Below are 23,960 nucleotides of genomic sequence, written 5' to 3' on the forward strand. Positions count from 1 at the left end.
GCCGCCGCGCGCCCCTGCCGCCGAGGGCGCTGGCGCGAAAGCGGCTCCGCCGGCCGGGCAGAAGCCCGCGCCGCCGCCGCGCAAAGGCCCTGCAATCACCACAGAGATCACCGGCGACCCGCTCGTTGACCGCATCAAGAAACAGTTCGGCGACGCCATCACCGAAGCCGTCGCCACGCTCGGCCAACAGGTTTTGCGCGTCAAGAAAGATTCGTACCTGACGCTCTGCCGCTTCCTGCGCGATTCGGGCGACGTACGCTTCGATATGTGCAACGACCTGACGGCGGTTCACTGGCCTGAGCGCCAGGGCGAAGAGTTCGAGGTCGTCGTCAACCTCTACTCGGTCGCCTCTAACCGCCGGCTGCGCCTCAAGGTGTCGCTCGCCGATGGCCAATCCTGTCCGAGCATCGCGCCGCTCTGGAGCGGCGCCAACTGGATGGAGCGCGAAGTCTACGACATGTTCGGCATACGCTTTGACGGCCACCCCGATTTGCGGCGCATCCTGCTGCCGCCGGACTGGCCCGGCCACCCGTTGCGCAAAGAGTACCCGATTGAATACCGCGACAACGAGTGGACGGACAAACACCTCGACTATCGCGAAGTGGATTACGACACCAGCTTGATCGATGTGAAGTACCGCGAGCGCCGCTAAGCGCTCACGCTTGAGCCCGGGCGATGGCCAGCCGCAGGCAGGTTGATATGCAAGACCAGGAAGTCATCAACGAACACGAGCCGCTTTTCGACGCCGAAGAGATGGTGCTCAACATGGGGCCGCAGCACCCGAGCACCCACGGCGTCCTGCGCGTCATCCTCAAGCTCGACGGCGAGACCGTCACCGACCTCGACTGTGACATCGGCTTTCTGCACCGCGGCGTCGAGAAGATCGCCGAGCACGACACCTACGCGATGATCACACCCTACTGGGATCGGCTCGATTACGTCGCGGCGGTCTCGAACGACCTGCTCTACGTCGAAGCGGTCGAGAAGCTCTTGCAGGTCGAGGTGCCGAAGCGCGCTCAATACCTGCGGGTCATCCTCACCGAATTGCAGCGCCTGGCCTCGCATCTGCTCTGGCTCGGCACCCACGCGATGGACATCGGCGCGGTGACGGTTTTGCTCTACTGCTTCCGCGAGCGCGAAGAGATTCTGAAGCTCTTTGAAGATTTCATCGGCGCGCGCCTGACCGCGCATGCGTTCCGCATCGGCGGCTTCTGGTGGGACGCTTACCCGGAATTCGAGCAGCGCGTCCGCGACTTCCTGAAGATTCTGCCGTCGCGCATCGAAGAGTACGAAACGTTACTAAACGCCAATCGCATCTGGTTGCAGCGCACCGTCGGCATCGGCATCATCTCGTCGGAAGACGCCATTGACCTGAGCCTGACCGGCCCCTGCCTGCGCGGCTCGGGCGTGCGCTACGACGTGCGCAAGGCAACGCCTTACGCGGCCTATTCCGACTTTAACTTCGAGATTCCCATCGGCGAGAACGGCGACACCTATGACCGTTACCTCGTCCGCCTGGAAGAGATGAAGCAGTCGGCGCTGATCATCGAGCAGGCGCTCGACGGCCTGCCCGAAGGCCCGGTGATGGCCAAGGTGCCGAAGATCATCAAGCCGCCGGTGGGCGATGTCTATCACACCATCGAAGCGCCCAAAGGCGAGCTCGGCGTCTATCTGGTGAGCGACGGCACGGGCAAGCCATATCGCATGCGCGTTCGCCCGGCGTCATACATCAATTTGCAATCGCTCAAGAAGATGGCCGTCGGCCACCTGATTGCCGACGTCGTCGCCATCATCGGCACGCTCGACATCGTGCTCGGCGAAGTGGATAGATGAAAGTGACAAGTGACAAGTGACAAGTGACAAGATGAACCGCTTGGCTTCTTTCTTGTCACTTGTCACTTGTCACTTGTCACTGAAGCAGATTATGAACGTCATCATCACAACCCTGCTGTTTGCCGCGCCGGAGTGGGTGCGGACGGCGATCACCCGCGAGCGCCAGCCGAACGTCTTCTGGTCGGAATATGTCGTCTGGCCGCTGATTCAAATCCTCATCGTGCTGTTCATCGTGCTTACGGTCGTCGCCTATCTGGTCTGGGTCGAGCGCAAAGTGTCGGCCTTCATGCAAGCGCGGCTCGGCCCGATGCGCGTCGGCCCGTGGGGATTGTTGCAGCCGCTCGCCGATGGCTTGAAGCTGCTGCTCAAAGAAGACCTGATCCCGAGCAAGGCCGATCAAAGCGTCTTCACCATCGCGCCCATCATCTCGGTGGTCGCGGCGTTTGTCGTGCTGGCCGTGATTCCGTGGGGTTCAACCTGGGCGACCATCGCCAACATCAACATCGGATTATTGTTCGTGCTGGCGGTCTCGTCCATCAGCGTGCTGGGGCTGGTGCTGGCCGGCTGGTCGTCGAATTCCAAGTACTCACTGCTCGGCGCGCTGCGCTCGTCGGCGCAGATGGTGAGCTACGAGATCGGCATGGGCCTATCGATCATCGGCGCGCTGATGTTCGCGCGCACGCTGTCGCTCAACGGCATCATCGAAGCGCAGCAGGCCGACCGCATCTGGTACGTGCTGTTCCAGCCCGTCGGCTTTGTGGTTTATATCGTCAGCGCGCTGGGCGAAACCAACCGCGCGCCCTTCGATCTGCCCGAAGCCGAGTCCGAGCTGGTCGCCGGCTACCACACCGAATACTCAGGGTTTCGCTGGGCGCTTTTCTTTATGGCCGAGTACACTTCGGTGATCGTCACCACGGCCATCGCCGTGACCCTGTTCCTCGGCGGTTGGACACTGTTCGGACTGGAGAGCCGCATCACGCCGGTGGCCTTCAGCATCGTCGTCGCGGTGTTGCTGGCGCTGCTGGCGCTGTTGATCTTCTGGCGCGGCGTCATGGGCGAGCCGCCTTCGATCATGCGCACGGTCGGCATGGCGGCGGCGGCGCTCTTCATTCTGGCGGCCATCGCGCTGGCCGTCACGCATCCGTTCACCGAGCAAGGCGCGCGCGTCTTGTTCAGCGTCGGCGTCTTCGCCGGCAAGATACTGGTGCTGATCTATGCCTATATGTGGTTTCGCTGGACGTGGCCGCGCTATCGCTACGATCAATTGATGGCGCTCGGCTGGAAGTGGATGATTCCCGCGGGACTGACCAACATCGTGCTGACCGGCATCTGGTTTGTGCTGGCGCTTCCCAAACCGCAAGGCGTCTTCGGGTTGATGCGCGAGCAGGCGGGCCGCCTCTTGCCGACCGGCAAAGGCATCGCCTATTTCATCGCCACGGCCTTCGTGCTGACGATTCCCATCACCTGGACGCTGCTTGCGACGATCAACCGCCGCACCCGCGACTTTAACCTCGCCGAGCAGCGGCAGCTACAGATGCGCCTGCGCCGCGAGCGGCTGGAGAAACAGTTGCAGAAAGGCGCGCGGGAGAGCGAACAAGCGCAGGTTTAAGATTCCCTCGACATGGTGACTTATGGCAGCAGCAACGACACCAGCAAAGAGACGAACGTTGGGGCAGATCATCAGGCGGCTATTGCTGATTGACCTGTTCAAAGGATTGGCGCTGACGTTTCGCTACAACGCGCGGGCATTGTACGAGCCGCGCGATGGCGGTAACCCTTTGCAGGCGATCTACACCGAGCAGTACCCGAAGGAGCTGGCGCGCGTTTCGGAACGCTTTCGCGGCGCGCCGCGCCTGAATCTCGACCCTGAGAACGGCGCATCGCTGTGCATCGCCTGCGACCTGTGCGCCGTCGTCTGCCCGGTCGATTGCATCGAAGTCGGCTCGATCCGCCGCGAAGTCCGCGACGGCGATAAGGTGAACAAGAAGAAGGTGCTGACGACGTTCATCTTCGACACCTCGCGCTGCATGTTCTGTAACCTCTGCGTCGAAGCCTGCCCGACCGATTGCCTGGAACTGACGCAGAGCTTCGAGCTGGCCGTTTATCATCGCTCAGGTTTTCGCTGGGATCGCGAGATGCTCGAAAAAGGCATCAACTACGTGCGCTACACCAAATGATTTTGGATTTTGGATTTTCATGGCTTAGCGCTTCGCGCTGGCGATTTTGGATTAGCAGAACAAGTCAAGCCGTCAGCAGCCTGTAGTCTGTTCCCCAATCCAAAATCCAAAATCGAAGGGGTCTATGCAATTACACGGCTGGGAAGGCGTGCTGTTTTATGTGCTGGCGATCATGACGCTGTTTATGGCGGTCTTCGTCGTAACGGCGCGCGTCGCCGTGCATTCGGCGCTGTTTTTGATCGCCACGCTGGTCAACGTCGCGCTGTTGTTCATCTTGCTGCGCGCCGAATTCGTCGCCGGCGTGCAGATACTGGTTTATGTCGGCGGCGTCATGGTGCTGTTCCTGTTCGTCATCATGCTGGTCGAGACGCGCGCCGAAGAAGAAGCGCGCGTGCAGCTCTATACGCGGCAGACATGGCCCGCGGTCATCGTCGCTTTGCTGCTGGCGCTGTCGTTTTACTTTGCGATGAACCCGGCGCAAGCGGCTTTCCGACCGTCTGCCGAGGCGACGGCGGCGGCAGCCGCGGCGGCGACCGACACCGCCGAACGCAGCAGCGCCGGCGCCGGCCTCTACATCTCGCAAGACACCGAGAACGTCGGTGACGCGCTCTATCGCAAAGCGGCGCTGCCTTTTGAAATCGCTTCTGTGCTATTGCTGGTGGCGATGGTCGGTGCCGTCCTGCTGGCCCGCGGCACCCGGCAAGAGAAGTATTACGAATAATCTGGAGGTCGCTGTGACCAGTTTTTTGTTGGGCGCGTTCGCCCTGATTACGCCGCTGTTGCTGCAAGCGCAAGCCTCGCCGGTCAAACGCTTCGAACCGACGCTCATCAACTTTCTCATGCTGAGCTTTCTGCTCTTCGTCGTCGGCGTCGCCGGCGTGCTGTCGCGCCGCAACATCATCATCATCTTCATGTCTATCGAGCTAATTTTGAACGCGGTCAATCTGAACATGATCGCCTTCTCGCGTTATCTGGCGATGAACCAGAAGGCGCTCACCGACGCCAAGCTCATCGTCGAGCCGCTGACCGGGCCGGTCTTCACTATCTTCGTCATTGTCGTCGCGGCTGCCGAGGCGGCGGTCGGCCTGGGCATCGTCATTGCGATGTACCGCAACCGCGAAACCATCGCCATTGACGAGATCGATTTACTGAAGTGGTAAAACAAAGTGATGCGTGAGGCGTGATGAGTAACGGGTTGAGCCGCGCCCGACTCTGACCACGCCTCACGCATCACGCATCACTGACTTATGCTAAAACTTGTCTGGCTCATTCCCGTCTTTCCGCTTCTCGGCTTCCTCATCAACTTTCTGCTTGGCCGGCGGCTGCGCCTCAGCGAGCGCGCCGTCAGCCTGATCGGCTGCGGCGTCATCCTGCTGTCGCTGCTGCTGACCATCGGCGCTTTCTACGAATACGCGTCGAGCTACGCGCCGGCCCACGACCGCCAGCCGTATGTGACGAGCGGCGGCTTCCCGCAATCGTTCGAGTTCCTGCCCGGCGGCATGGCGCACATAACCGCGGGTCATGAAGCCGGACACCTGGCGGATTTCAAAGTCGAGTGGAGTTATCAGATCGATCAACTGTCGCTGGTGATGATGTTCGTGGTCACCTTCGTCGGCCTGTGCATTCATATTTTCGCGACCGGGTATATGCATGGCGACCGCGGCTTTTATCGCTTCTTCGCCTACATGAACCTCTTCATGTTCATGATGCTGGTGCTGGTGATGGCGTCGAACTTCGTCGTCATGTTTGTCGGCTGGGAAGGCGTCGGCCTCTGCTCGTACCTGCTGATCGGCTATTACTTCGACCGCAAGGAGGCGGGCGACGCCTCGAAGAAAGCCTTCGTCGTCAACCGCATCGGTGATTTCGGGTTTTCGCTGGCGATCTTTGGAATCTTTGCGACCTTCGGCACAGTGAACTTTGCCGAGCTGCGCTCGGCGGTCGCCGCTTATCCGGTCGAGCAGCTCTGGACGTGGGGCTTGATGTCGTGGCTGGCGCTCGGACTCTTCATCGGCGCGACGGGGAAGAGCGCGCAAATCCCGCTCTACATCTGGCTGCCCGACGCCATGGCCGGGCCGACGCCCGTGAGCGCGCTGATTCACGCGGCGACGATGGTGACCGCGGGCGTCTTCATGGTGACGCGCACCAACTTCATCTTTCAACATTCGGTGACCATGATGATGATCGTCGCGCTGGTCGGCTGTTTGACGGCATTTGTCGCGGCGACCATCGGCATCACGCAGACCGACATCAAGAAAGTGCTGGCCTACTCGACGGTCTCGCAGCTCGGCTATATGTTCCTGGGCGCGGGCGTCGGCGCGTTCGTCGCGGCGATCTTTCACGTCCTGACGCACGCCTTCTTCAAGGCGCTACTCTTCCTCGGCTCGGGCTCGGTCATTCACGCCATGCACCACGAGCAAGAGATGCCGCGCATGGGCGGCTTGCGGAAGTACCTGCCGACGACTTACTGGACGATGGCGGCGGGCTGGCTGGCCATCTGCGGCATCGTGCCGTTTGCCGGCTTCTTCTCGAAGGACGAGATTCTCTGGAACACCTTCAGCACCGATGTGTTTGGCGGCGCGAAGATTCTCTGGTTTGTGGCGCTGGTCACCGCGGGGGTGACGGCGTTCTATATGACGCGGCTGATGTGGCTGACCTTCAGAGGCGACGAGCGCTTTCGCCAGCGGCACGCCGGCGGCGAAGCGGATGAGGCATTCGCCGCGGCGCACGACAAAGGCTTACAGCCGCATGACGCGATGGTCGCATCGGCAGGCGACCGCCCGCATCATCAGCCCGGCGAGCACGTCGGCGCGCACGACGCCGGTGACCGGCTGGACGCGCATGGCATCCCCCACACTCATTTCGAGCCGAAAGAATCGCCGCACAGTATGACGCTGCCACTCATCGTGCTTGCGGTCGGCTCCGTCCTCGTCGGCTTTGTCGGCATCCCGCACCTGAGCGCCTTCGAGCACTGGATGGAGCCGGTGATTGCCCGCGTCGAGCAAGCACCCGTACAGGCCGAGGCGGCTCATGCGACCGCGCAGGCCGCGGCGCAACACGCCACCGCCGAGCATGCCTCGTTGGGCGGCCTTGAGCTGGGACTGATGGCGCTGTCGCTTGCGGTCGCCGGCCTCGGCATCTATTTAGGCATTCAGTTCTACGGTAAGCATCCAGAGTTGCCGAAGCAGTGGGCCGCGCGCCTCAAACCGCTTTACCGGCTCAGCTTCAACAAGTGGTACTGGGACTGGCTGCTCGACGTGAAAGGCGTCGAGGCGGGCAAAGCCGTCAACAACGCCCTCTGGCGCGTCGATGCCGGCGTCGTTGATGGCGGCGTCAACGGCACGGGCTGGCTGACGCGCGTCAGCGCAATGCTCAGCGGCTGGTGGGATAAGTGGATCGTTGACGGGCTGGTGAATGCGACCGGCTGGATCACGCGCGCCGGCTCGGTCGTCTTCCGCACGGCACAGACAGGGCTCTGGCAGAATTACGCGCTGCTGTTTGTGGTTGGCCTGTTCCTGGTCTTCGTCTGGTATGTCTATCCGGCGATCACGACGACGCTCAAAGGTTTCATTGGCAAGTAATGATGGCGCGCAAGCTGACGGCTCGCGCCACAACGCGCAAGGAGGCACTCTCGCATGCCTGAGATTAAATTTTTCGGCATCGGCATTCTCTCGTGGGTGACATGGCTGCCGGCGGTCGGCGCAATCATTCTGCTCTTTTTCAATAAGCTGAGAAACGACCGCATCCGCTGGTTTGCCAATCTCTGGATCGTCGTCTGCTTTTTGATCTCTATCCCGCTGGTCACAGGCTTTCTCGGAAGGGGCGCGGGCTATGACCGGGGCCTGGGCGGCTTGCAGTTCATCGAAGACCACGACTGGATTCCTGTCATCGGCGCGCGCTATCAGCTCGGCATAGACGGGCTCGCGCTGGTGCTGGTGATGCTGACGACGCTGTTGGGCGTCGTCTCGGTCGTCTGCTCGTGGGCTTACATCCGCGAGAAGGGGCGCGAGAAAGAGTACTACGTCATGCTGCTGCTGTTGCAGACCGGCATGCTCGGCGCGTTCGTGGCCGCCGATCTCTTCCTCTTCTTCGTCTTCTGGGAAGTGATGCTGGTGCCGATGTACTTTCTGATCGGCATCTGGGGCGGCAAGAATCGCCTCTATTCGGCCATCAAGTTCTTCCTTTACACGCTGGTCGGCTCGGTGGTGATGCTGCTGGCGGTGTTGAAACTCTTCTTCATTTTTCCGGGCGTGGTCGCGGCCCAGCGCCCCGCCGTCGAAGCCACGGCGCGGCAGCTTGCCACCAACGTCCAGACCAATCGCTTCAACGACGCGATGTACAACTTGATCGATAACGCGATGGCCCGCGTTGACGGCAAAGACAAAGCCAACGCCCAGCGGCTGCCGCCGGAATACTCGCGCGGCTCGTTCAACATCGCCGCGCTGACCGCCGCGGGGCCGCACATCAAGGCGGTCTTTGGCCTGAGCGTGGTCATCTGGATGTTCATCGGCTTCGCGCTGTCGTTCGCCATCAAAGTGCCGATGTTTCCGTTTCATACCTGGCTGCCCGACGCGCATTACGACGCGCCGACCGCCGGCTCGGTCATCCTGGCGGGCGTGCTGCTGAAGATGGGCACCTATGGCTTCATGCGTTTTTCGCTGCCGATCTTCCCTGACGCCGCGTTGCACCCGACGGTGCGCAGCGTCATGGTGGTGCTGGCCATCATCGGCATCGTTTATGGCGCGCTGGTGGCGATGGCGCAGAAGGATGTCAAGAAGCTGATTGCCTACTCTTCGGTGTCGCACCTGGGGCTGGTGATGCTCGGCTTGTTCGCACTGAACCCGCAAGGCATCAACGGCGCGGTACTACAGATGATCAACCACGGCATCTCGACCGGCGCACTCTTCATGCTCGCAGGCATTCTCTACGAGCGCCGCCACACCTACGAGATCAAAGAGTTCGGCGGGCTGGCGCATGTCATGCCGGTCTATGCGACGATCTTTTTAATCGTCACGTTGTCGAGCCTGGGCCTGCCGCTGATGAACAACTTCCCCGGCGAGTTCCTGGCCTTGAGCGGCGCGTTTCAGGCGCGACCGCTGTGGGCGGTCTTCGGGGCCATCGGCGTCATCCTCGGCGCGGCGTATTTGTTGTGGCTCTATCAGCGCGTCTTCTTGGGGCCAGCGGCGAGCGAAGCGAATCGCCATCTGCCCGACCTGAACCGCCGCGAAGCCTGGCAGTTCGCGCCGCTCATCCTGTTGATCTTCTGGATCGGCATCTACCCGACGCCGCTGCTCTCTTACATTCAGCCGCAGACCAACGTCGTGGTCGCGCAGGTGCAGCCCGATTTCTTCAAAGCGCCGCCGCTCACCGAAAAGGTCGCGGAAGAGAAAGCCCCCGCGCCGGCTGAGCCAACGCCGGTGGGCGGGACGAGATAATACCTGGGAGCGCGGGCGTCTCGCCCGCCGCTTTCGCAAGCGCAAAGTCTGCGGGCGAGACGCCCGCGCTCCCAGCAGGAAACCAAACTTATGCTCGCACTACTTCAAGCCGCCACCGACCTTTCGGCCATCGCCCGGCAGACGGTGCAGTACATCACGCCGGAAGTCATTCTCACCGTCTTCGCCTGCGGCGCGCTCATCCTCGATGTGCTGCTGCCGCGCGCCCACAAGCGATGGGTCGCATGGACGTGCCTTGCCGGGCTCGGCTTCGCCTCCGTTTCGCTTATCATTCTTTACACCGACATCGTTCGCAAAGGGTCGCCGCGCACCGCCTTCTTCGACATGATCGTGGTGGATAACTACGCCGTCGTCTTCAAGGCCGTCTTCCTGGTCGGCGCGGCGCTGTCGATCCTGCTATCGATCAAGTACCTGGAAACCGAAGGCGAGCAGCGCGGCGAATATTACGCGCTGATTCTCTTTTCGGTGATCGGCATGATGTTCATGGCGTCGGCGGTCGATCTGCTGTCGCTGTTCATCTCGCTTGAGCTGATGGCGGTGTCGGTCTATATCCTGGTCGGCTATCTCAGACGCGATAAGCGGTCGAGCGAAGCGGCGATGAAATACTTTCTGCTCGGCGCTTTTTCGTCGGGCGTGTTGCTCTATGGCATCTCGCTGATCTATGGGATGACCGGCACGACCAACCTGGCAAAGATCGCCGCCGCCTTGCCCATTGTTGCCTCGCCGAACTTCAACCCGCTGGGGACGCCCGCGGACGTGCGCTATCTGGTCTTGATGGCGATGATCCTGATGTCTGCCGGAATGTTCTTCAAGATCGCCGCCGTGCCGTTTCATATGTGGGCGCCCGACGCTTACGAAGGCGCGCCGACTCCGGTGACTGCCTTCATGTCGGTGGCGGTCAAAGCCGCCAGCTTTGCCATGTTCGGTCGGCTCTTTCTCTATGGCCTGCCCGACCTGCGCAGCGCGCTGGCGGGCGACCCGGCGACGGGGGCGCCGGTGCTGCCCGGCTGGGCATTGCTGCTGGGAGTTGTAGCCGCCATCACTATTGTCTGGGGCAACCTGGCCGCGCTGACTCAGCAGAACACCAAGCGGCTGCTCGCCTATTCCTCCATCTCGCACGCGGGCTACACGCTGACCGGACTGGTCGCCGGCAACCAGACCGGCTACACAGGCTTCATCATCTACATGGTGGTTTACACGCTGACGAACATCGGCGTCTTTGGCTGTATCATCGCGTTGCGTCGGCACGGCATCGTCGGCGACCGCCTGGAAGACCTGAACGGCTTGATGAAGAAAGCGCCGTTGCTGACCGTGATGATGACCGTCTTTCTGTTGTCGCTCGGCGGCATCCCGGCGACCGCCGGGTTTATCGGCAAGTTCTATCTCTTCGGCGGGCTGATCGAAACCGGCAACCCCTGGCTGGTGCGCCTGGCCATCCTCGCCGTCGTCATGAGCGTCGTGTCGCTTTACTACTACATCCGCTTCATCCGCGCCATGTACATCGAGCCCGAAGCCGAAGCCCAGCCGGTGCTAATGGCCGCGCCTTTGCGCGTGGCGATGGCAGTGGCCGTGCTGCTGGTCGTCTTCATCGGCGTCTACCCGCAACCGGTCATCAGCTTCACCCAGCGCGCCGCCGCTTCGCCGGGCTTCAGAACGGCGGGCAGCCCACCGCCAACGCCGCCCGCGCAGGCCGCGCCGCCCGGCAGCAAGGGACAACCCGCGCCGCCTGAAAACGACGGCGGCCCCATGCGATTGCCACAGCGATAGCCAGCCGCCGCGGTTGCATTTCGCGCCGTTCTGTTGCTCAATAACCGTATGCCGACAGACGATGAAAGCGGGAATAGCGGCGGCATCAGTTGGCGACAGGCGACGGCGACCATCGGGCTGGCGCTGGCGATTCCTTCCATGCTCTTCGTCCCGGCCTTGTTCGGCTGGTGGATAGATCGCAAGTACGGCACCACGCCGCTGTGGCTGATCGTCGGCCTGATCCTTGGCCTGGTCGGCACCGCCTTCGACGTTTACCGCCTGCTCAAACGACTCGGACAGCTCAAGTGAGGCAGGAGGCAGGAGGCAGGAAGCAGGAGGCAGGTAATAATCCACGCATGACTTGCTGTGATGCGACGGAATGTTGAGGATTCTGATAACTGCCTCCTGCCTCCTGATGACAGAGGGATGCATGCTAGATTTTGCTATTCGTGTGGCGCAGGACGCGGGGCGGCTGTTGCGCGACCGCGTCGGCACCACGATTGATATCGGCCACAAGGGAGCCATCAACATTGTCACCGACGTTGACCTGGCCAGCGAGCGCTTGATTCGTGAAGCCATCGCGTCGCATTACCCGCGCCATCAAGTGCTCGGCGAAGAAGGCGGGCTCGACGACAGCAACTCGGATTACCGCTGGGTGGTTGACCCGCTCGACGGCACAACCAACTTCGCGCACGGCTTCCCGGTGTTCGCCGTTTCGATTGCGCTCGAATACAAAAGCGAAACGATTCTGGGCGTCGTCTACGACCCGATGCGCGACGAGCTGTTTGCCGCCGAGCGCGGCGCGGGCGCAACCCTCAACCGCCGCCCGATTCGCGTGTCCAACACGGCAGAGCTTTCACAGAGTTTGCTGTCAACAGGCTTCCCTTACGACATCCGCACGTCGAGCTTCAACAACCTCGATCACTGGAAGAATTTTGCGATGAACGCGCAGGCACTCCGACGCATCGGCTCGGCGGCGCTCGATCTGTGTTACGTCGCGGTGGGGCGCTTTGATGGTTTCTGGGAGTTGAACCTTGGCGCGTGGGACAGCGCCGCCGGCGCCTTGATCGTCACGGAAGCCGGCGGACAAGTCACCGATTTTTCGGGCGGCCAGTTTTCAAAATACAAGCCGGAAATTTTAGCCAGCAACGGCTTGATTCATCAGCGCATGATGGAAGTGCTGGCAATGGCTAGGCCCGCGAATTAGTGACACCGCTCGTTTGATGAATAGAGATGCGGCGCACTGAGATCACCATTCCCGCTTCGACTTCAAACCTCGGGGCCAGCTTCGATGCGGTCGGACTGGCACTGGCGCTCTACCTGCGCGTCACGGTCGAAGAAGCGGCAGAATCGTTTATCATCAACCCCACAGGCGAAGGCGCGGCAGCGGTCGAGCGCGGCGAAGCGAACCTGATGGCTCTCGTCGCCCGCTTTGTTGCCGCGCAACGCGGGCACGCGATCAGCGGCGCGCGGCTGACGGTTGCGAGCGAAATCCCGCTGGCGCGCGGGCTGGGCAGCAGCAGCTCGGCCATCATCGCCGGCATCTCGGTCTACGAGACGCTCAGCGGCGAGCGTTTGAGCGACGAAGAAATCTTCCGCTACGCGCTGCACTTTGAAGGGCACGGCGACAACCTTGCGCCGAGCTTGCTCGGCGGACTGGTCGTCGCCTGTGTGGTGGCCGACGACGACAACCAGACGCTTGCGACCGTCAAGCGCCCCTGGCCCGAAGCGGTGAAGATCGTGCTGGCGGTGCCGGATTACGAAATGAGCACCGCCGAGATGCGCCGCGCCCTGCCGCAACAGGTCCCGCTCGCCGACGCCGCCTTCAATGTGCAGCGCGCCGCGCTCTTGCAGGCGGTGATTTCGGAGCGCCGCTTTGAATGGCTGAGCGAAGCCTTGCGCGACCGCCTGCATCAGCCGCACCGCGCGCCTTACGGGCCGGGCCTGAGCGCCGCATTAGAGCTGAACAACGAAACCCGCGAACATCCGGGCCTGCTCGGCGTGGCCATCAGCGGCGCGGGCTCGACGGTGATCGCCTTTGCCAATAATCATTTTGCTGGAATCGCGGCGTTGCTCGAAGCGCGGCTGGCAAGCGCCGGCGTGCGGGCGCGAACCCTGACCGTTGCGGTTGACAATCGCGGGCGCGTCGTTGAAAGTATTGAGCCATAAGTTTTGAGTCCCAATAGCCGAGCAGCCCCTCTCCTCAGATTGCTCGCATGCGCTCAGAGCTTGTTGTCATGAAGTTTTTCGCTTGAGGTTCATCCGGTGCGCATGATTATCCGCGTTCTTCTGATCGCCACGGCGCTGCAATGCGCAGCCTGCGGCGGCGTGACCGTTCACCAGCAATTTACCGGGGCCGCCGCCGGTCACCCGTCCGAGCAAACGCCCGCCACGCCGCAAATCAGCAGCGAATTTCAACCGGCCATCGCGCAGCTCGCCGCCGAGGGCTTGCGTCTGAAAGAGGCTCTGGAAGCCAGTTTGGAACCCGGCGCGCGGCACCTGGCGGCCACCTTTGAGCGCGCCGGCACGAAAGACCCGGCGCAACGCAGCGAGTTCCGCATCCTCGAAAGCGATGGCCGCACGGCGCGGACGATCTTTCGCCGTCCCGACTTTTATTTCTCGTTTGCGGCGACCGGCGAGTTGCAGAAGCTGAACGGCACGGACATCAACGGCGACGGCGCGAAAGAGGTCATCGTGCAAAGCTCAAGCGGCGGCAACTGCTGGAGCTGCAACCCGACGGAAATCTACCGCGTCGCCAATCACAAGGCCGAGCTGATCGCCGCCGGCCCCATCCAGCGCATCGCTGATTTGCGGGGCGACGGCATGCGTGAATTGATCGTCGTCGACACGCGCTGGGAATCTTACGACGACCTGTCGCACGCCGCTTCGCCGACCGCCTTGATGGTTTATGCGTGGCGCGGCGGGCGCTACGTTTATGCGTCGAAAGATTTCGCCGACTTCTATCGCGGCGAGATGGCTCGCCTGCGCGCCGCCATTGAAGAAGCAACCGGCCAGATCAGCGGCGAAGAGTTTTCTGACGAAGCCTACGTCGGGTTGGCGCTGGCGCTGGCCGTCACTTACGCCCATGCGGGTGAAGCCGGGCGCGGCATCAAAGAGCTCGAAGCCTTGTTCAACGCCCATGCGGGTTCCGCCGCGCAGGCGAAGCACCGCGCCAACATGCTCGAAGACTTCCGCAGCGGTGATAGCGCGAAGAAGCTGCGCGAGATGAAATCGGGCGATGCCCTGCCGCTCGGCTAATCGGCTGGACGTGTAGGGATGATGTCTTCGGCAGGCGGGAAATCTTTATCAGCGGCGGCTGATGCCTGGCCGCGCTCGTCGGGCCGCATATCGGGCGCGACGGCGCTGGCGACGGCTTCATAGGTTCGGCGCGCCAGCTCGCGGGCTCGCGATTTCAGCTCGACGCGGCTCGTGCCTTCGGGCAAGCGCTCGACCGCGACCGGCGGGTGAAACGTAACCGTGAGCTTGGCGGCGCGCGGAAAGAGCTTGCCGACCGGCCATATCTTTTCGCCGCCGCTGATCGATACAGGCACGACCGGCACACCGTAGGTCAGCGCGAAGCGAAAGGCGCCCATCTTGAACGGCATCAGCTTGCCTGTGCGCGTGCGCCCGCCTTCGGGAAAGATCACCAGCGCTTTGCCTGTGCGCAAGACATCGTGCGCCGCACGCTGCGCCGAGGCGTCAGCCGCTTCGACATTCACCGGGAACGCGCCGAAGATGCGCATGAGCTGGCCGAGCACCGGAATCTTGAACGGCTTGTCCCATGCCATGTAGTAGACCCTGCGGCGGATCGGCACCGTGACCCAGATCGGATCGGCATAGCTGGCGTGATTCGGCGTGATCAGACACGCGCCCGTAGCCGGGATGTTTTCGACGCCATGAAACTCGGCCCGGAACCAGACGCGGCACAGCCAGCGCACAAAGGGCCTGAGCAGATTAATCACCAATTTCATCATCGCGGCATTCACCCGGCGAGGCGCTTGCAACCAGAGCCGCAGCCATTAAACACTGCCGCCATACGCGTGCGCAAGCTGACCGCCCTTGCGCAGGGCCGCGCCTCAGGGCCATTCAGTTCTGTGAAACAGGGATGAAAGAAAAACACAGAGGCACAGAGGCACAGAGGCAGGGAGAAGACACGGCGTCTCCTCTGTGTTCCCTCCGTGCCTCTGTGTCTCTGTGTTTAATTCACCTTTTGAATGTCGAGAACTGAATGCCCCTGCCCGCGCCCTGCTTGAAGCCGCGGCGGGGGCTGGTTACATTTGAATATGGTTTACGAATGCACCTACGATGATCTCGCTCGCGCGCTCGCGCCGCGTCTTGACGGCGCGCAGATGGCCTTGATCCGCCGCGCTTACGAGCTGGCCGAGGCGGTTCACGCCACACAGATGCGTGACGAAGGCACGCCCTACATCGTTCATCCGCTGCGCGTCGCCCGCGCGCTTGTCGCCGAGCTTGAGATCACCCGGCCCGTGCTGATCTGTTCGGCGCTGCTGCACGATGTCATCGAAGACAGCCCCGACTATTACGCGCACGGCCCCGTGACCCGCGATGACGTCAGCCGTGAGTTCGGCGAAGAGGTCGCCGAAGTCGTCTGGCTGTTGAGCAAGTTTGCAGACGTGACCCTGCCCGCCTACCTTGCCGCTATCGAAGCTGCCGCCCCGACCGGCGCGCCCATCGTCAAGCTCTGCGACCGCCTGGACAACCTGCGCTCGCTGGTTCGCTCCTCGAAAGTTGACAAGATTCGCCGCTACATTCGCACCACCGAAATCTTCTTTTTGCCCATGGCGCGGCGCACGAATCGCTACCTCCACCGCGAGTTGACGCGCCTGGTCGCAGACGCCCGCCGCCATCTTCAGGCGATCACCGGCGAACCCTCATAAAATCGAGGAAAATGGCTGATTTTTCGCGAGGTTTTGGCGCCTTTGGGGTTTGCGAAAAAGGGCCAAAATGGGGTAAAATTAGTCTTGCCCGATAAGACAAAATTCATCTCACACGCCTCCTTTTGCGGCTCACTCAACACGGCGGCAGGAACGTCGAGCCCACGGCTCGCGCTGCTCGTGTTGCGGGCGGCAAAGGCGCGCGCGGTCGGGTGTGGCGCAAGCTGTTAGCTTGCGCAGAGTCCAGGCGCAAGCTAACCGCCTTGCGCCACATGGCTTGCGCGGCTGCCGGGCTGAGAAACCCCATAACCATCCGAGACAGTAGATAACGAGAGAGAGAAAAATGGCTGAAGCAGCACAGAAGATTCCGATCAATATTGAAGAAGAGATGCGGCGTAGCTACCTCGACTATGCCATGAGCGTCATCATTGGCCGGGCGCTGCCCGATGCGCGCGACGGTTTGAAGCCGGTGCATCGGCGCATCCTCTACGCCATGCATGAGATGGGACTTACCCCTAACAAGGCGTACAAGAAATCGGCGACGGTCGTCGGTGACGTGCTCGGCAAGTATCACCCGCACGGCGACTCGGCGGTCTATGACGCGATGGTGCGCATGGCGCAAGATTTCTCGCTGCGCTACCCGCTGGTCAAAGGGCAGGGCAATTTCGGCTCGGTTGACGGCGACGCGGCGGCGGCCTACCGCTACACCGAAGCGCGATTGACGCGCATCGCCACAGAGATGCTCGCCGACATCGATAGGGAGACGGTTGATTTCGTGCCGAACTACGACGAGTCGCGGGTCGAGCCGACGGTCTTGCCGACGCGCTTTCCCAACCTGCTGGTCAACGGTTCGGGTGGCATCGCCGTCGGCATGGCGACCAACATCCCGCCGCATAATCTGACCGAAGTCGTCGAAGCAACCATCCATCTGATTCAGAATCCGAATGCGCGGCTTTCGACGCTGATGAATTACGTGCCCGGCCCGGACTTTCCGACCGGCGGCTTCATCTACGGGCGCGAAGGCATCCGCCAGGCGTACGAGACCGGGCGCGGCTCGGTCATCATGCGCGCCAAGGCTTCGATTGATCGCGCCGGGCGCAGCGCCGAGCGCATGGCGATTGTCATCACAGAGATTCCTTACCAGGTCAACAAGGCCAAGCTCATCGAGCGCATCGCCGAGCTGATCAACGACAAGAAGATCGAAGGCATCTCGGACCTGCGCGACGAATCCGACCGCGAAGGCATGCGCATCATGATCGAGCTGAAGCGCGACGCCATCCCCGACATCGTGCTGAACAACCTTTACAAGCTGACGCCGATGCAGCAGAGCTTCGGAGTGATCAACCTGGCCATCGTCAACGGCCAGCCGCGCGAGCTGAAGCTCATCGATACGCTGAACATCTTCATCGAGCATCGCCGCGAGGTCGTCATCCGCCGCACGCGGTTTGAATTGAAAAAAGCCGAGGCGCGCGCCCACATCCTCGAAGGCTTGAAGCGGGCGCTCGATCACCTCGACGAAGTGATCTCGATCATCCGCAAGGCGAAAGCCACGGTCGAAGCGCGCGAGGCGCTGATGCTGCGCTTCAAGTTCTCTGACCTTCAGGCGCGGGCGATCCTCGAAATGCAGTTGCAGAAGCTCACGGGCCTTGAGCGGCAGAAGCTGAATGAGGAGTACAAAGAGATCATCCAGCGCATCGCCGAGCTGCAAGAGATTCTGGCCAACGAGTCGGTGCTGCGCAACGTCATCATCAAAGAGCTGCGCGAGGTGCAGCGCGAATACGGCGACGAGCGGCGCACACAGATCATCGAGGCGGGCGCGGAATTGACGCTCGAAGACTTGATCGCCGACGAAGATATGGCCATCACGGTGACGCACTCGGGTTACATCAAGCGCACGCCGGTGTCCGTCTATCGCGCGCAGCGGCGCGGCGGCACGGGTCGCCGCGGGGCGACGCTTAAGACCGAGGACATCGTGGATCACCTGTTCGTCGCCTCGACGCACAGCTACGTGATGATCTTCACCAACAATGGCCAGGTCTATAAGCTGAAGGTGCATGAGATACCGGACGCGGCGGCGGCGGGCAAAGGCAAAGCCATCGTCAACCTGTTGAACATGCCGAAGGAAGAGAAGGTCGCCGGCATCATCCCCGTGCGCGCCTTTGAAGAAGGCAAGTTTGTGCTGATGGTGACGCGCAAGGGGACGATCAAGAAGACCGAGCTATCGGAATTCGCCAACATCCGCCCGAACGGCATCAACGCCATGGGAATTGACGACGGCGACGAGCTGATCGCGGTTGAGTTGACCGACGGCAAGAAGAAGGTCTTTTTGGCGACGCACGAAGGCATGGCCATCTGCTTCGATGAGACGAATGTGCGGGCGATGGGCCGCCCGGCTTATGGCGTGCGCGGCATCACGCTCGACAAGGACGATTACGTCATCAGCGTCGCGGCGGTGCCCGACGACATCGAGATGCTGTCGATATCCGAGAACGGTTTCGGCAAGCGCACCAGACTCGAAGAGTACCGCTTCCAATCGCGCGGCGGCAAAGGCGTCATCAACATGAAGACGAGCGACCGCAACGGCCTGGTCGTCGCCGTGCTGCCGGTCAACGACGAGAGCCAGTTGATGATGATTACCAATCACGGCAAGATGATCCGCATTGACGCCCGGACGATCCGCGTGTCGGGCCGCTCGACGCAGGGCGTCAAGCTGATCGACACGTCGGACGGCGACATCGTTTCGTCGGCATCGCTGATCGAGCGCCAGCAGATTGCCACCGACGAGAACGCCGTTTAATCAGCGCGACGCGGCGACGCGGAGATAGGGCGAAAGAGAGAGGCAGGGACGCGGCGAGGGATGCAAGACTCGAACGATAGAAAGCAGTTCTCATATAAAAATCCCTCGCCGCGTCCCCGCGTCCCCACGTCTCTGTGTCGCTCCTTCCCCGCGTCCCCGCGTCCCCGCGTCGCCGCGTTTCTCTGTTTGTTGATCCTGGCGCTGGCCTTCGCCGTGGCATGTCAGCGTGGCGCTGCGAACACCCTGGAGCGCGCCGCGGCAGCCTGGGATGCCGGCGATTACGCGCAGGCGGCGGAAGCCTACGAAGGCTATCTCTATCAATACCCGACCGGCGAAGCGTCGCTCGGCGCGCGCTTCAAGCTGGCGAACATCTACTACCTCAACCTCCACCGTTACGATCAGGCGCGCACTCAGTATCAGGAATTCTTGCGCCAGGACGGCACGCGCGCCGAAGCCGCCGTCGCCCGCGAGCGCCTGGGCGAAGTCCTGGTCGAGCTAGGCCGCACCTATGAAGCCATCGCCGAATACGAGAACCTCAACCCGGCGGACCCGAGCGAGCGCCGCCGCCTGCGCTTGAAGATCGCCGATGTTTATTTCGACGAGAAGAACTTCAGCCAGGCGCTCACCGAATACCAGAAGGTGATGGATGCGGCAGAGTACGACGACCTGACCGAGCAGGCTTACATGCGCGTGGCATCGATCTACAACTTGCGCAATCAGTATCAACTGGCGCTCGACGCCTATCAGAAGCTGGCCTCTAACAGCGCCGACGCGGGAGTGCGGACGCGCGCGCAGTTCGGGCTGGCCGATTGTTACGCAGGGCTGTCGCAGTATGACGAAGCGATCAGGGCGCTGCGCGCCATCAAAGACGAGCGCGAGCAAACGCACATCGCGCAGCGCGTCGGTGAGCTTGAACGGCAGAAGCGCGAAGCCGCACAGGCGCGCAGCGGCTTGCAACACTGACACTCCTTAAACCGCCAAGACGCCAAGACCGCCAAGAGGACGCAAAGAGTTTCTTGGCGGTCTTGGCGTCTTGGCGGTTCATCTTCTCTGCCCTTTCTTGACGCCGACGAAGACGCTGACCTATAGTTGCCAACCGTCACACGCTCACCAATCAATTTCAGACTCGGAGGCCCGCTTTGATTATCAAACCCGGAAGACTGCTGTTCGCCATCCTGCTTCTGATCTTTTCGCTGCGGCCCGCGCTGGCTCAAGGTCAACAACCCACGCCGCCGGCCCGCCCGGCAGACCCGGCGGGCGTCAGGCTATCCACGTCGGTAGGTTTCAAAGCGCCCGACAATATCGATTTTCGCGTCGCCAACATCATGAGCGAAGGCGTGCGATTACATGCAGAGCTTTTCTCTTTGAAGTCGCTCGCCGGAAAACCGCTGCCGACCGTCATTATGGCGCACGGCTGGGGCGGCACGGCGGCCAACTTTCGGCGCGACGCAATTGACCTGGCGAATGCCGGCTATCTCGCCATCACATTCGATTATCGCGGCTGGGGCGAGAGCGATTCGCGCTTGCTGCTGGTCGGCCCATCGCCTGTGAAACCGATATCCGGGCAGAATCAAAAATTCACCGCCGAAGTCACAGAGGTGCGCGAGGTGGTTGACCCGCTTGAGCAGACGACCGATTGGTTTAATGTCATCGCCTGGGCGATGGGCGAGCCGATGGTGGATAAAGATCGCATCGGCCTGCGCGGCTCAAGCTATTCGGGCGGCCATGTCTTCTACGTCGCGGCGCGCGACCCGCGCGTCAAAGCCATCGTCAGTCAGGTCGGCGCGTTCGATTCCCGGCTGGTCGTCGCCGACGAGCAGCAACGGGCGCTGACTTACACGGAAGCGACCCGGCGAGCCCGCGGCGAGATGGGCTACCCGCCGCCGCGCGCCAAAGTGATCGGCAATCTTATTGGTGCGCCCATCCGCGACAAGATGCTGCAATACGCGCCGGTCGAAGAAGCGGCGAAAGTGAAAGACTGCGCGGTGCTGTTTATCGTCGCCGAGAAGGAAGAGCTGTTCGACAATAAAGACCATGCCAAGCTCGCTTACGACCGCATGCCCGGGACCAAAAAGAAGTACGTGGTCATTCCCAACATCACGCACTACGGCGTCTACACGACAGAGCGCGGGCAGGCGATGAAGCTCGCCATTGATTGGTTCGATCAATATTTGAAAAAGTAGCCGGCACCCGCAACAGAAAGGAGCGAGTATGCGAAGACTTGTTTGGCTAATGAACGCCCTGACGTTATGCCTGGCCCTGGCATGGCCCGCGCATCCGCAATCGAATGCGGCGCAGGATTACAAGGCCCAAGTCAGCCGCGACGTCGAGGCGATGAAGAAGCAAACCCAGGTCATGAATGATATGGTCTTCAGCTTCGGCGAGCTTGGCTTTCAGGAGTTCGAGACCTCGAAGTACCTGACCGACATCCTCGAAAAAGAAGGCTTCCGCGTCGAGCGCGGCATCGCCGGCATCCCGACCGCCTGGATGGCGACCTGGGGATCGGGCAAGCCTGTCATCGCGCTCGGCTCTGACATCGATTGCATCCCGCAAGCCTCGCAGAAACCCGGCGTCGCCTATCACGATCCGATGATCGAAGGCGCACCCGGCCACGGCGAAGGGCATAACTCTGGTCAGGCGCTCAATATCACGGCGGCGCTTGCCGTCAAACGGCTGATGGAGCGCGCCAAGCTTTCGGGGACGATCAAGCTCTGGCCGGGCGTCGCCGAAGAGTTGCTGGGCGGCAAGGCATATCTAGTGCGCGAGGGCGTCTTCAAAGACGTGGACGTGGTGTTGTTCACACACGTCGGCAACAACTTCGCCGTCTCGTCGGGGCCGGCCGGCGGCACCGGCCTCGTGTCCGTGGAATACAATTTCAAAGGCGAGAGCGCGCACGCTGCCGCCGCGCCCTGGCGCGGGCGCAGCGCCCTGGATGCGGTCGAGCTGATGGACATCGGCTGGAACTTCCGCCGCGAGCATCTGCGCACCCAGCAACGCTCGCATTACGTCATCAGCAACGGCGGCGATCAGCCCAACGTCGTGCCGCCGACGGCGAGCGTCTGGTATTACTTCCGCGAGCTGGATTACGAGCACATCAAAGAGATGCGCGAGATCGGCGACCAGATGGCGCAGGGCGCGGCGATGATGACTAACACTACATTCAGCTCGCGCGTGCTGGGCGCGGCATGGCCGGGACACTTCAACAAAGTCATCGCCGACGCGACCTACGAAAACATCAAGCAGGTCGGCCTGCCCGAATGGAGTGAGGCCGATCAACGGCTGGCGAAAGCGGTGCAGAAAGAGTTGAAAGTGCCGGAGACCGGCCTGGACACGCAGGTCCGTCCGGCGCGCGGGCCGGGCAGCGAAGATTCCCGAATGGGCGCCGGCTCGGACGACATCGGCGACGTGTCGTGGAATGTGCCGACTGTGACGCTGAACTATCCGGCGAACATCCCCAACCTGCCGGGTCACAACTGGTCGAACGCCATTGCGATGGCGACACCCATTGCTCACAAAGGCGTGACGGCGGGCGCGAAGGTGCTGGCGATGACCATGATTGATCTGCTGACCAAGCCCGCGCTCGTCGAGCAGGCATGGGATTATTTCCGCAACGTGCAGACGAAAGAGCGCAAGTATCAACCGCTGATCTCGGCGCAGGACAAGCCGGCAATCTGGCTGAACAAGCGAATCATGGAGACCTACCGCGAGCCGATGCGGAAGTTTTACTACGACCCGTCGAAGTACGGCACCTACCTTGAGCAACTGGGAATCACCTATCCGACCATACGGGAGGGGGCGGCGACGGAAAACAAACGCTAGGCGGCGGGCCTATTCATCGGTTGTCGCATCGGCATCAGGCGGGCGCATGGCTTCGGGGTTTTCGACCCAGACTTCGCCGTCTTCAAAGTATTCTTTCTTCCAGATGGGGACGATCTTCTTCAGCCGGTCAATGGCATAGCGGCAAGCCTCGAAGGCGACGCCGCGGTGGGCCGAGGTGATAAGGATGACGACGCTCGACTCGGTGACCTCGATACGGCCCAGGCGGTGAACGATGCCGACACGGTTGATCGGCCATTGCTCATGCACTTCGCCGGCGATCCGCGTCATCGTCTTCAAAGCCATCGCCTCGTAGCCTTCGTATTCAAGGAAGCGCGTCCGCCGGCCTTTGGTGTTGTTGCGCGCCACGCCGTCGAAGATGACCACCGCGCCCGATTCGCCCGCAAGCAGCCGCGCGCGCAAGCCCGGGATGTCAATCGGCTCGCGGGTGATCTCGATCACATCGTCGTCAGCGCCGCCGCTCACTGGCGGCAGCACGGCCAGCCGGTCGCCGTCATTCAAGGCTTGCTCGCGACTGGCGTACTCTTCGTTGATGGCAAACAACAGGCTGCGCTCCATCGCCGCGAGCTTCGGGTGCGCGGCGACCAGCGCCGCAAACGCGACGGCGACGGTCGCGGGCGGCGCGACTTCGATCTCAAGCTGCGCCGCGCCAGCGGTCTCGCGCGCCTGGCCGAATAACAATGCGGTAATTTTGATGGCGTTGTTCATGAGTCGGCAGCCGGCGCAACCTCGACTCGCAGACTTTCGACGCGCGCGCCTTCGATGCGGTAAGCGCGCAGGTCGAGTTGCGGCTCAAGCGAAATGATAAAGTAGGCGGCCTCGGGGTAGAAAGCCATCTCGACATCCGAGGCCGACGGATAAGCCGGCGTGCGCGGGTGCGAGTGATAAATGCCCAGGAGCTTCTGCCGCGCCTCGCGGATGCGGCGCATGGCGGCGAACAGTTCTTCCGGAGTCGCGTAGTAACGCGACTCCGGTCGGTCGGCGACGTTGCGCAGTGGGTGGCAATCAGTAATCACGCCATCGGCACCGCTCAACAGCCCGCAGCATTCCGCGGGCAACGCGCCATAGGCATGATCGATTATCGCCGCCCGCACCGCTTCGGTGACCTTCATCACTCGTTCACTCACGCCGTGATTGTACCACAGCGCCGGCGTCATTGAATTTCGGCGGGCAAAGGATTACGATGAGCAAGAAGTTCTAGTGTAATTGTCACCCCACAGGAATC

General features: G+C 61.9%; 21 protein-coding genes. 18 read left to right on the forward strand and 3 right to left on the reverse strand.

What is annotated here, in order from left to right:
• The 13 genes from VJ464_00005 to VJ464_00065 form a co-directional block, all read left to right on the forward strand.
• Positions 1-652: NADH-quinone oxidoreductase subunit C (locus VJ464_00005; GenBank protein ID HKQ03482.1), on the forward strand; the 652-nt coding region annotated here is incomplete at its 5' end.
• A gap of 47 nt (positions 653-699) precedes the next feature.
• On the forward strand, positions 700-1,833 hold the full coding sequence (locus VJ464_00010) for an NADH-quinone oxidoreductase subunit D (protein HKQ03483.1): 1,134 nt from the start codon (positions 700-702) through the stop codon (positions 1,831-1,833).
• Positions 1,834-1,924: 91 nt separating this feature from the next.
• Complete coding sequence (gene nuoH / locus VJ464_00015) at positions 1,925-3,442, forward strand: NADH-quinone oxidoreductase subunit NuoH (GenBank protein ID HKQ03484.1); 1,518 nt, start codon at positions 1,925-1,927, stop codon at positions 3,440-3,442.
• Positions 3,443-3,464: 22 nt separating this feature from the next.
• Positions 3,465-4,010, forward strand: coding sequence for an NADH-quinone oxidoreductase subunit I (locus tag VJ464_00020; protein HKQ03485.1), 546 nt, complete (start codon positions 3,465-3,467; stop codon positions 4,008-4,010).
• 124 nt (positions 4,011-4,134) lie between these two features.
• A complete protein-coding gene (locus tag VJ464_00025; protein ID HKQ03486.1) occupies positions 4,135-4,731 on the forward strand; it encodes an NADH-quinone oxidoreductase subunit J in 597 nt (198 codons plus the stop codon).
• 118 nt (positions 4,732-4,849) lie between these two features.
• Positions 4,850-5,170 carry an NADH-quinone oxidoreductase subunit NuoK gene (gene nuoK, locus VJ464_00030; GenBank protein HKQ03487.1) on the forward strand — a complete coding sequence of 107 codons (321 nt, stop codon included), beginning with the start codon at positions 4,850-4,852 and terminating at the stop codon, positions 5,168-5,170.
• A gap of 87 nt (positions 5,171-5,257) precedes the next feature.
• On the forward strand, positions 5,258-7,588 hold the full coding sequence (nuoL, locus tag VJ464_00035; protein HKQ03488.1) for an NADH-quinone oxidoreductase subunit L: 2,331 nt from the start codon (positions 5,258-5,260) through the stop codon (positions 7,586-7,588).
• 54 nt (positions 7,589-7,642) lie between these two features.
• Positions 7,643-9,442 carry an NADH-quinone oxidoreductase subunit M gene (locus VJ464_00040; GenBank protein HKQ03489.1) on the forward strand — a complete coding sequence of 600 codons (1,800 nt, stop codon included), beginning with the start codon at positions 7,643-7,645 and terminating at the stop codon, positions 9,440-9,442.
• A 90-nt stretch (positions 9,443-9,532) separates the two neighbouring features.
• Positions 9,533-11,227 carry an NADH-quinone oxidoreductase subunit N gene (locus VJ464_00045; protein HKQ03490.1) on the forward strand — a complete coding sequence of 565 codons (1,695 nt, stop codon included), beginning with the start codon at positions 9,533-9,535 and terminating at the stop codon, positions 11,225-11,227.
• A 48-nt stretch (positions 11,228-11,275) separates the two neighbouring features.
• The gene (locus tag VJ464_00050) at positions 11,276-11,515 is read left to right on the forward strand and encodes an AtpZ/AtpI family protein (protein HKQ03491.1); all 240 of its coding nucleotides are present in this window, start codon (positions 11,276-11,278) and stop codon (positions 11,513-11,515) included.
• 121 nt (positions 11,516-11,636) lie between these two features.
• On the forward strand, positions 11,637-12,413 hold the full coding sequence (locus VJ464_00055; protein HKQ03492.1) for an inositol monophosphatase family protein: 777 nt from the start codon (positions 11,637-11,639) through the stop codon (positions 12,411-12,413).
• 26 nt (positions 12,414-12,439) lie between these two features.
• Positions 12,440-13,375 carry a homoserine kinase gene (gene thrB, locus VJ464_00060; protein HKQ03493.1) on the forward strand — a complete coding sequence of 312 codons (936 nt, stop codon included), beginning with the start codon at positions 12,440-12,442 and terminating at the stop codon, positions 13,373-13,375.
• A gap of 96 nt (positions 13,376-13,471) precedes the next feature.
• Complete coding sequence (locus VJ464_00065; GenBank protein ID HKQ03494.1) at positions 13,472-14,464, forward strand: hypothetical protein; 993 nt, start codon at positions 13,472-13,474, stop codon at positions 14,462-14,464.
• On the opposite strand, the gene VJ464_00070 is transcribed toward VJ464_00065, so the two are convergent.
• Positions 14,461-15,180, reverse strand: coding sequence for a lysophospholipid acyltransferase family protein (locus VJ464_00070; GenBank protein HKQ03495.1), 720 nt, complete (start codon positions 15,178-15,180; stop codon positions 14,461-14,463). The genes VJ464_00065 and VJ464_00070 overlap by 4 nt on opposite strands.
• A gap of 309 nt (positions 15,181-15,489) precedes the next feature.
• Here VJ464_00070 and VJ464_00075 point away from each other — a divergent pair, with 309 nt between their 5' ends.
• From VJ464_00075 to VJ464_00095, 5 genes are all read left to right on the forward strand, one after another.
• Positions 15,490-16,104: an HD domain-containing protein gene (locus tag VJ464_00075; protein HKQ03496.1), complete on the forward strand. Its 615-nt coding sequence runs from the start codon at positions 15,490-15,492 to the stop codon at positions 16,102-16,104.
• A gap of 340 nt (positions 16,105-16,444) precedes the next feature.
• Positions 16,445-18,898: a DNA gyrase subunit A gene (gene gyrA, locus VJ464_00080; GenBank protein ID HKQ03497.1), complete on the forward strand. Its 2,454-nt coding sequence runs from the start codon at positions 16,445-16,447 to the stop codon at positions 18,896-18,898.
• A 213-nt stretch (positions 18,899-19,111) separates the two neighbouring features.
• On the forward strand, positions 19,112-19,861 hold the full coding sequence (locus VJ464_00085; protein ID HKQ03498.1) for a tetratricopeptide repeat protein: 750 nt from the start codon (positions 19,112-19,114) through the stop codon (positions 19,859-19,861).
• Between the two features lie 176 nt (positions 19,862-20,037).
• Positions 20,038-21,081, forward strand: coding sequence for an alpha/beta fold hydrolase (locus VJ464_00090; GenBank protein ID HKQ03499.1), 1,044 nt, complete (start codon positions 20,038-20,040; stop codon positions 21,079-21,081).
• A 28-nt stretch (positions 21,082-21,109) separates the two neighbouring features.
• Positions 21,110-22,717: an amidohydrolase gene (locus VJ464_00095; protein HKQ03500.1), complete on the forward strand. Its 1,608-nt coding sequence runs from the start codon at positions 21,110-21,112 to the stop codon at positions 22,715-22,717.
• Positions 22,718-22,726: 9 nt separating this feature from the next.
• Here the strand turns inward: VJ464_00095 and VJ464_00100 are convergent, their stop codons facing one another.
• Positions 22,727-23,443, reverse strand: coding sequence for a molybdenum cofactor biosynthesis protein MoaE (locus VJ464_00100; GenBank protein HKQ03501.1), 717 nt, complete (start codon positions 23,441-23,443; stop codon positions 22,727-22,729).
• A complete protein-coding gene (locus VJ464_00105; GenBank protein HKQ03502.1) occupies positions 23,440-23,892 on the reverse strand; it encodes a M67 family metallopeptidase in 453 nt (150 codons plus the stop codon). Before VJ464_00105 ends, VJ464_00100 begins: the two co-directional genes overlap by 4 nt.
• Between the last annotated feature and the right edge of the window lie 68 nt (positions 23,893-23,960).

It is taken from the genome of Blastocatellia bacterium, assembly GCA_035275065.1.
Lineage (GTDB): Bacteria > Acidobacteriota > Blastocatellia > UBA7656 > UBA7656 > DATENM01.

Bases quoted from the DNA above. Each gene is read 5' to 3' on its own strand.
- gyrA (HKQ03497.1), top strand. From the start codon at position 16,445: ATGGCTGAAGCAGCACAGAAGATTCCGATCAATATTGAAGAAGAGATG.
- nuoK (HKQ03487.1), top strand. From the start codon at position 4,850: ATGCTGAGCTTTCTGCTCTTCGTCGTCGGCGTCGCCGGCGTGCTGTCG.
- VJ464_00070 (HKQ03495.1), bottom strand. From the start codon at position 15,180: ATGATGAAATTGGTGATTAATCTGCTCAGGCCCTTTGTGCGCTGGCTG.
- VJ464_00095 (HKQ03500.1), top strand. From the start codon at position 21,110: ATGCGAAGACTTGTTTGGCTAATGAACGCCCTGACGTTATGCCTGGCC.
- VJ464_00075 (HKQ03496.1), top strand. From the start codon at position 15,490: ATGGTTTACGAATGCACCTACGATGATCTCGCTCGCGCGCTCGCGCCG.
- VJ464_00020 (HKQ03485.1), top strand. From the start codon at position 3,465: ATGGCAGCAGCAACGACACCAGCAAAGAGACGAACGTTGGGGCAGATC.
- VJ464_00040 (HKQ03489.1), top strand. From the start codon at position 7,643: ATGCCTGAGATTAAATTTTTCGGCATCGGCATTCTCTCGTGGGTGACA.
- VJ464_00055 (HKQ03492.1), top strand. From the start codon at position 11,637: ATGCTAGATTTTGCTATTCGTGTGGCGCAGGACGCGGGGCGGCTGTTG.
- VJ464_00050 (HKQ03491.1), top strand. From the start codon at position 11,276: ATGCCGACAGACGATGAAAGCGGGAATAGCGGCGGCATCAGTTGGCGA.
- VJ464_00010 (HKQ03483.1), top strand. From the start codon at position 700: ATGCAAGACCAGGAAGTCATCAACGAACACGAGCCGCTTTTCGACGCC.
- VJ464_00105 (HKQ03502.1), bottom strand. From the start codon at position 23,892: ATGACGCCGGCGCTGTGGTACAATCACGGCGTGAGTGAACGAGTGATG.
- VJ464_00045 (HKQ03490.1), top strand. From the start codon at position 9,533: ATGCTCGCACTACTTCAAGCCGCCACCGACCTTTCGGCCATCGCCCGG.
- thrB (HKQ03493.1), top strand. From the start codon at position 12,440: ATGCGGCGCACTGAGATCACCATTCCCGCTTCGACTTCAAACCTCGGG.
- VJ464_00025 (HKQ03486.1), top strand. From the start codon at position 4,135: ATGCAATTACACGGCTGGGAAGGCGTGCTGTTTTATGTGCTGGCGATC.
- VJ464_00100 (HKQ03501.1), bottom strand. From the start codon at position 23,443: ATGAACAACGCCATCAAAATTACCGCATTGTTATTCGGCCAGGCGCGC.
- nuoL (HKQ03488.1), top strand. From the start codon at position 5,258: ATGCTAAAACTTGTCTGGCTCATTCCCGTCTTTCCGCTTCTCGGCTTC.
- nuoH (HKQ03484.1), top strand. From the start codon at position 1,925: ATGAACGTCATCATCACAACCCTGCTGTTTGCCGCGCCGGAGTGGGTG.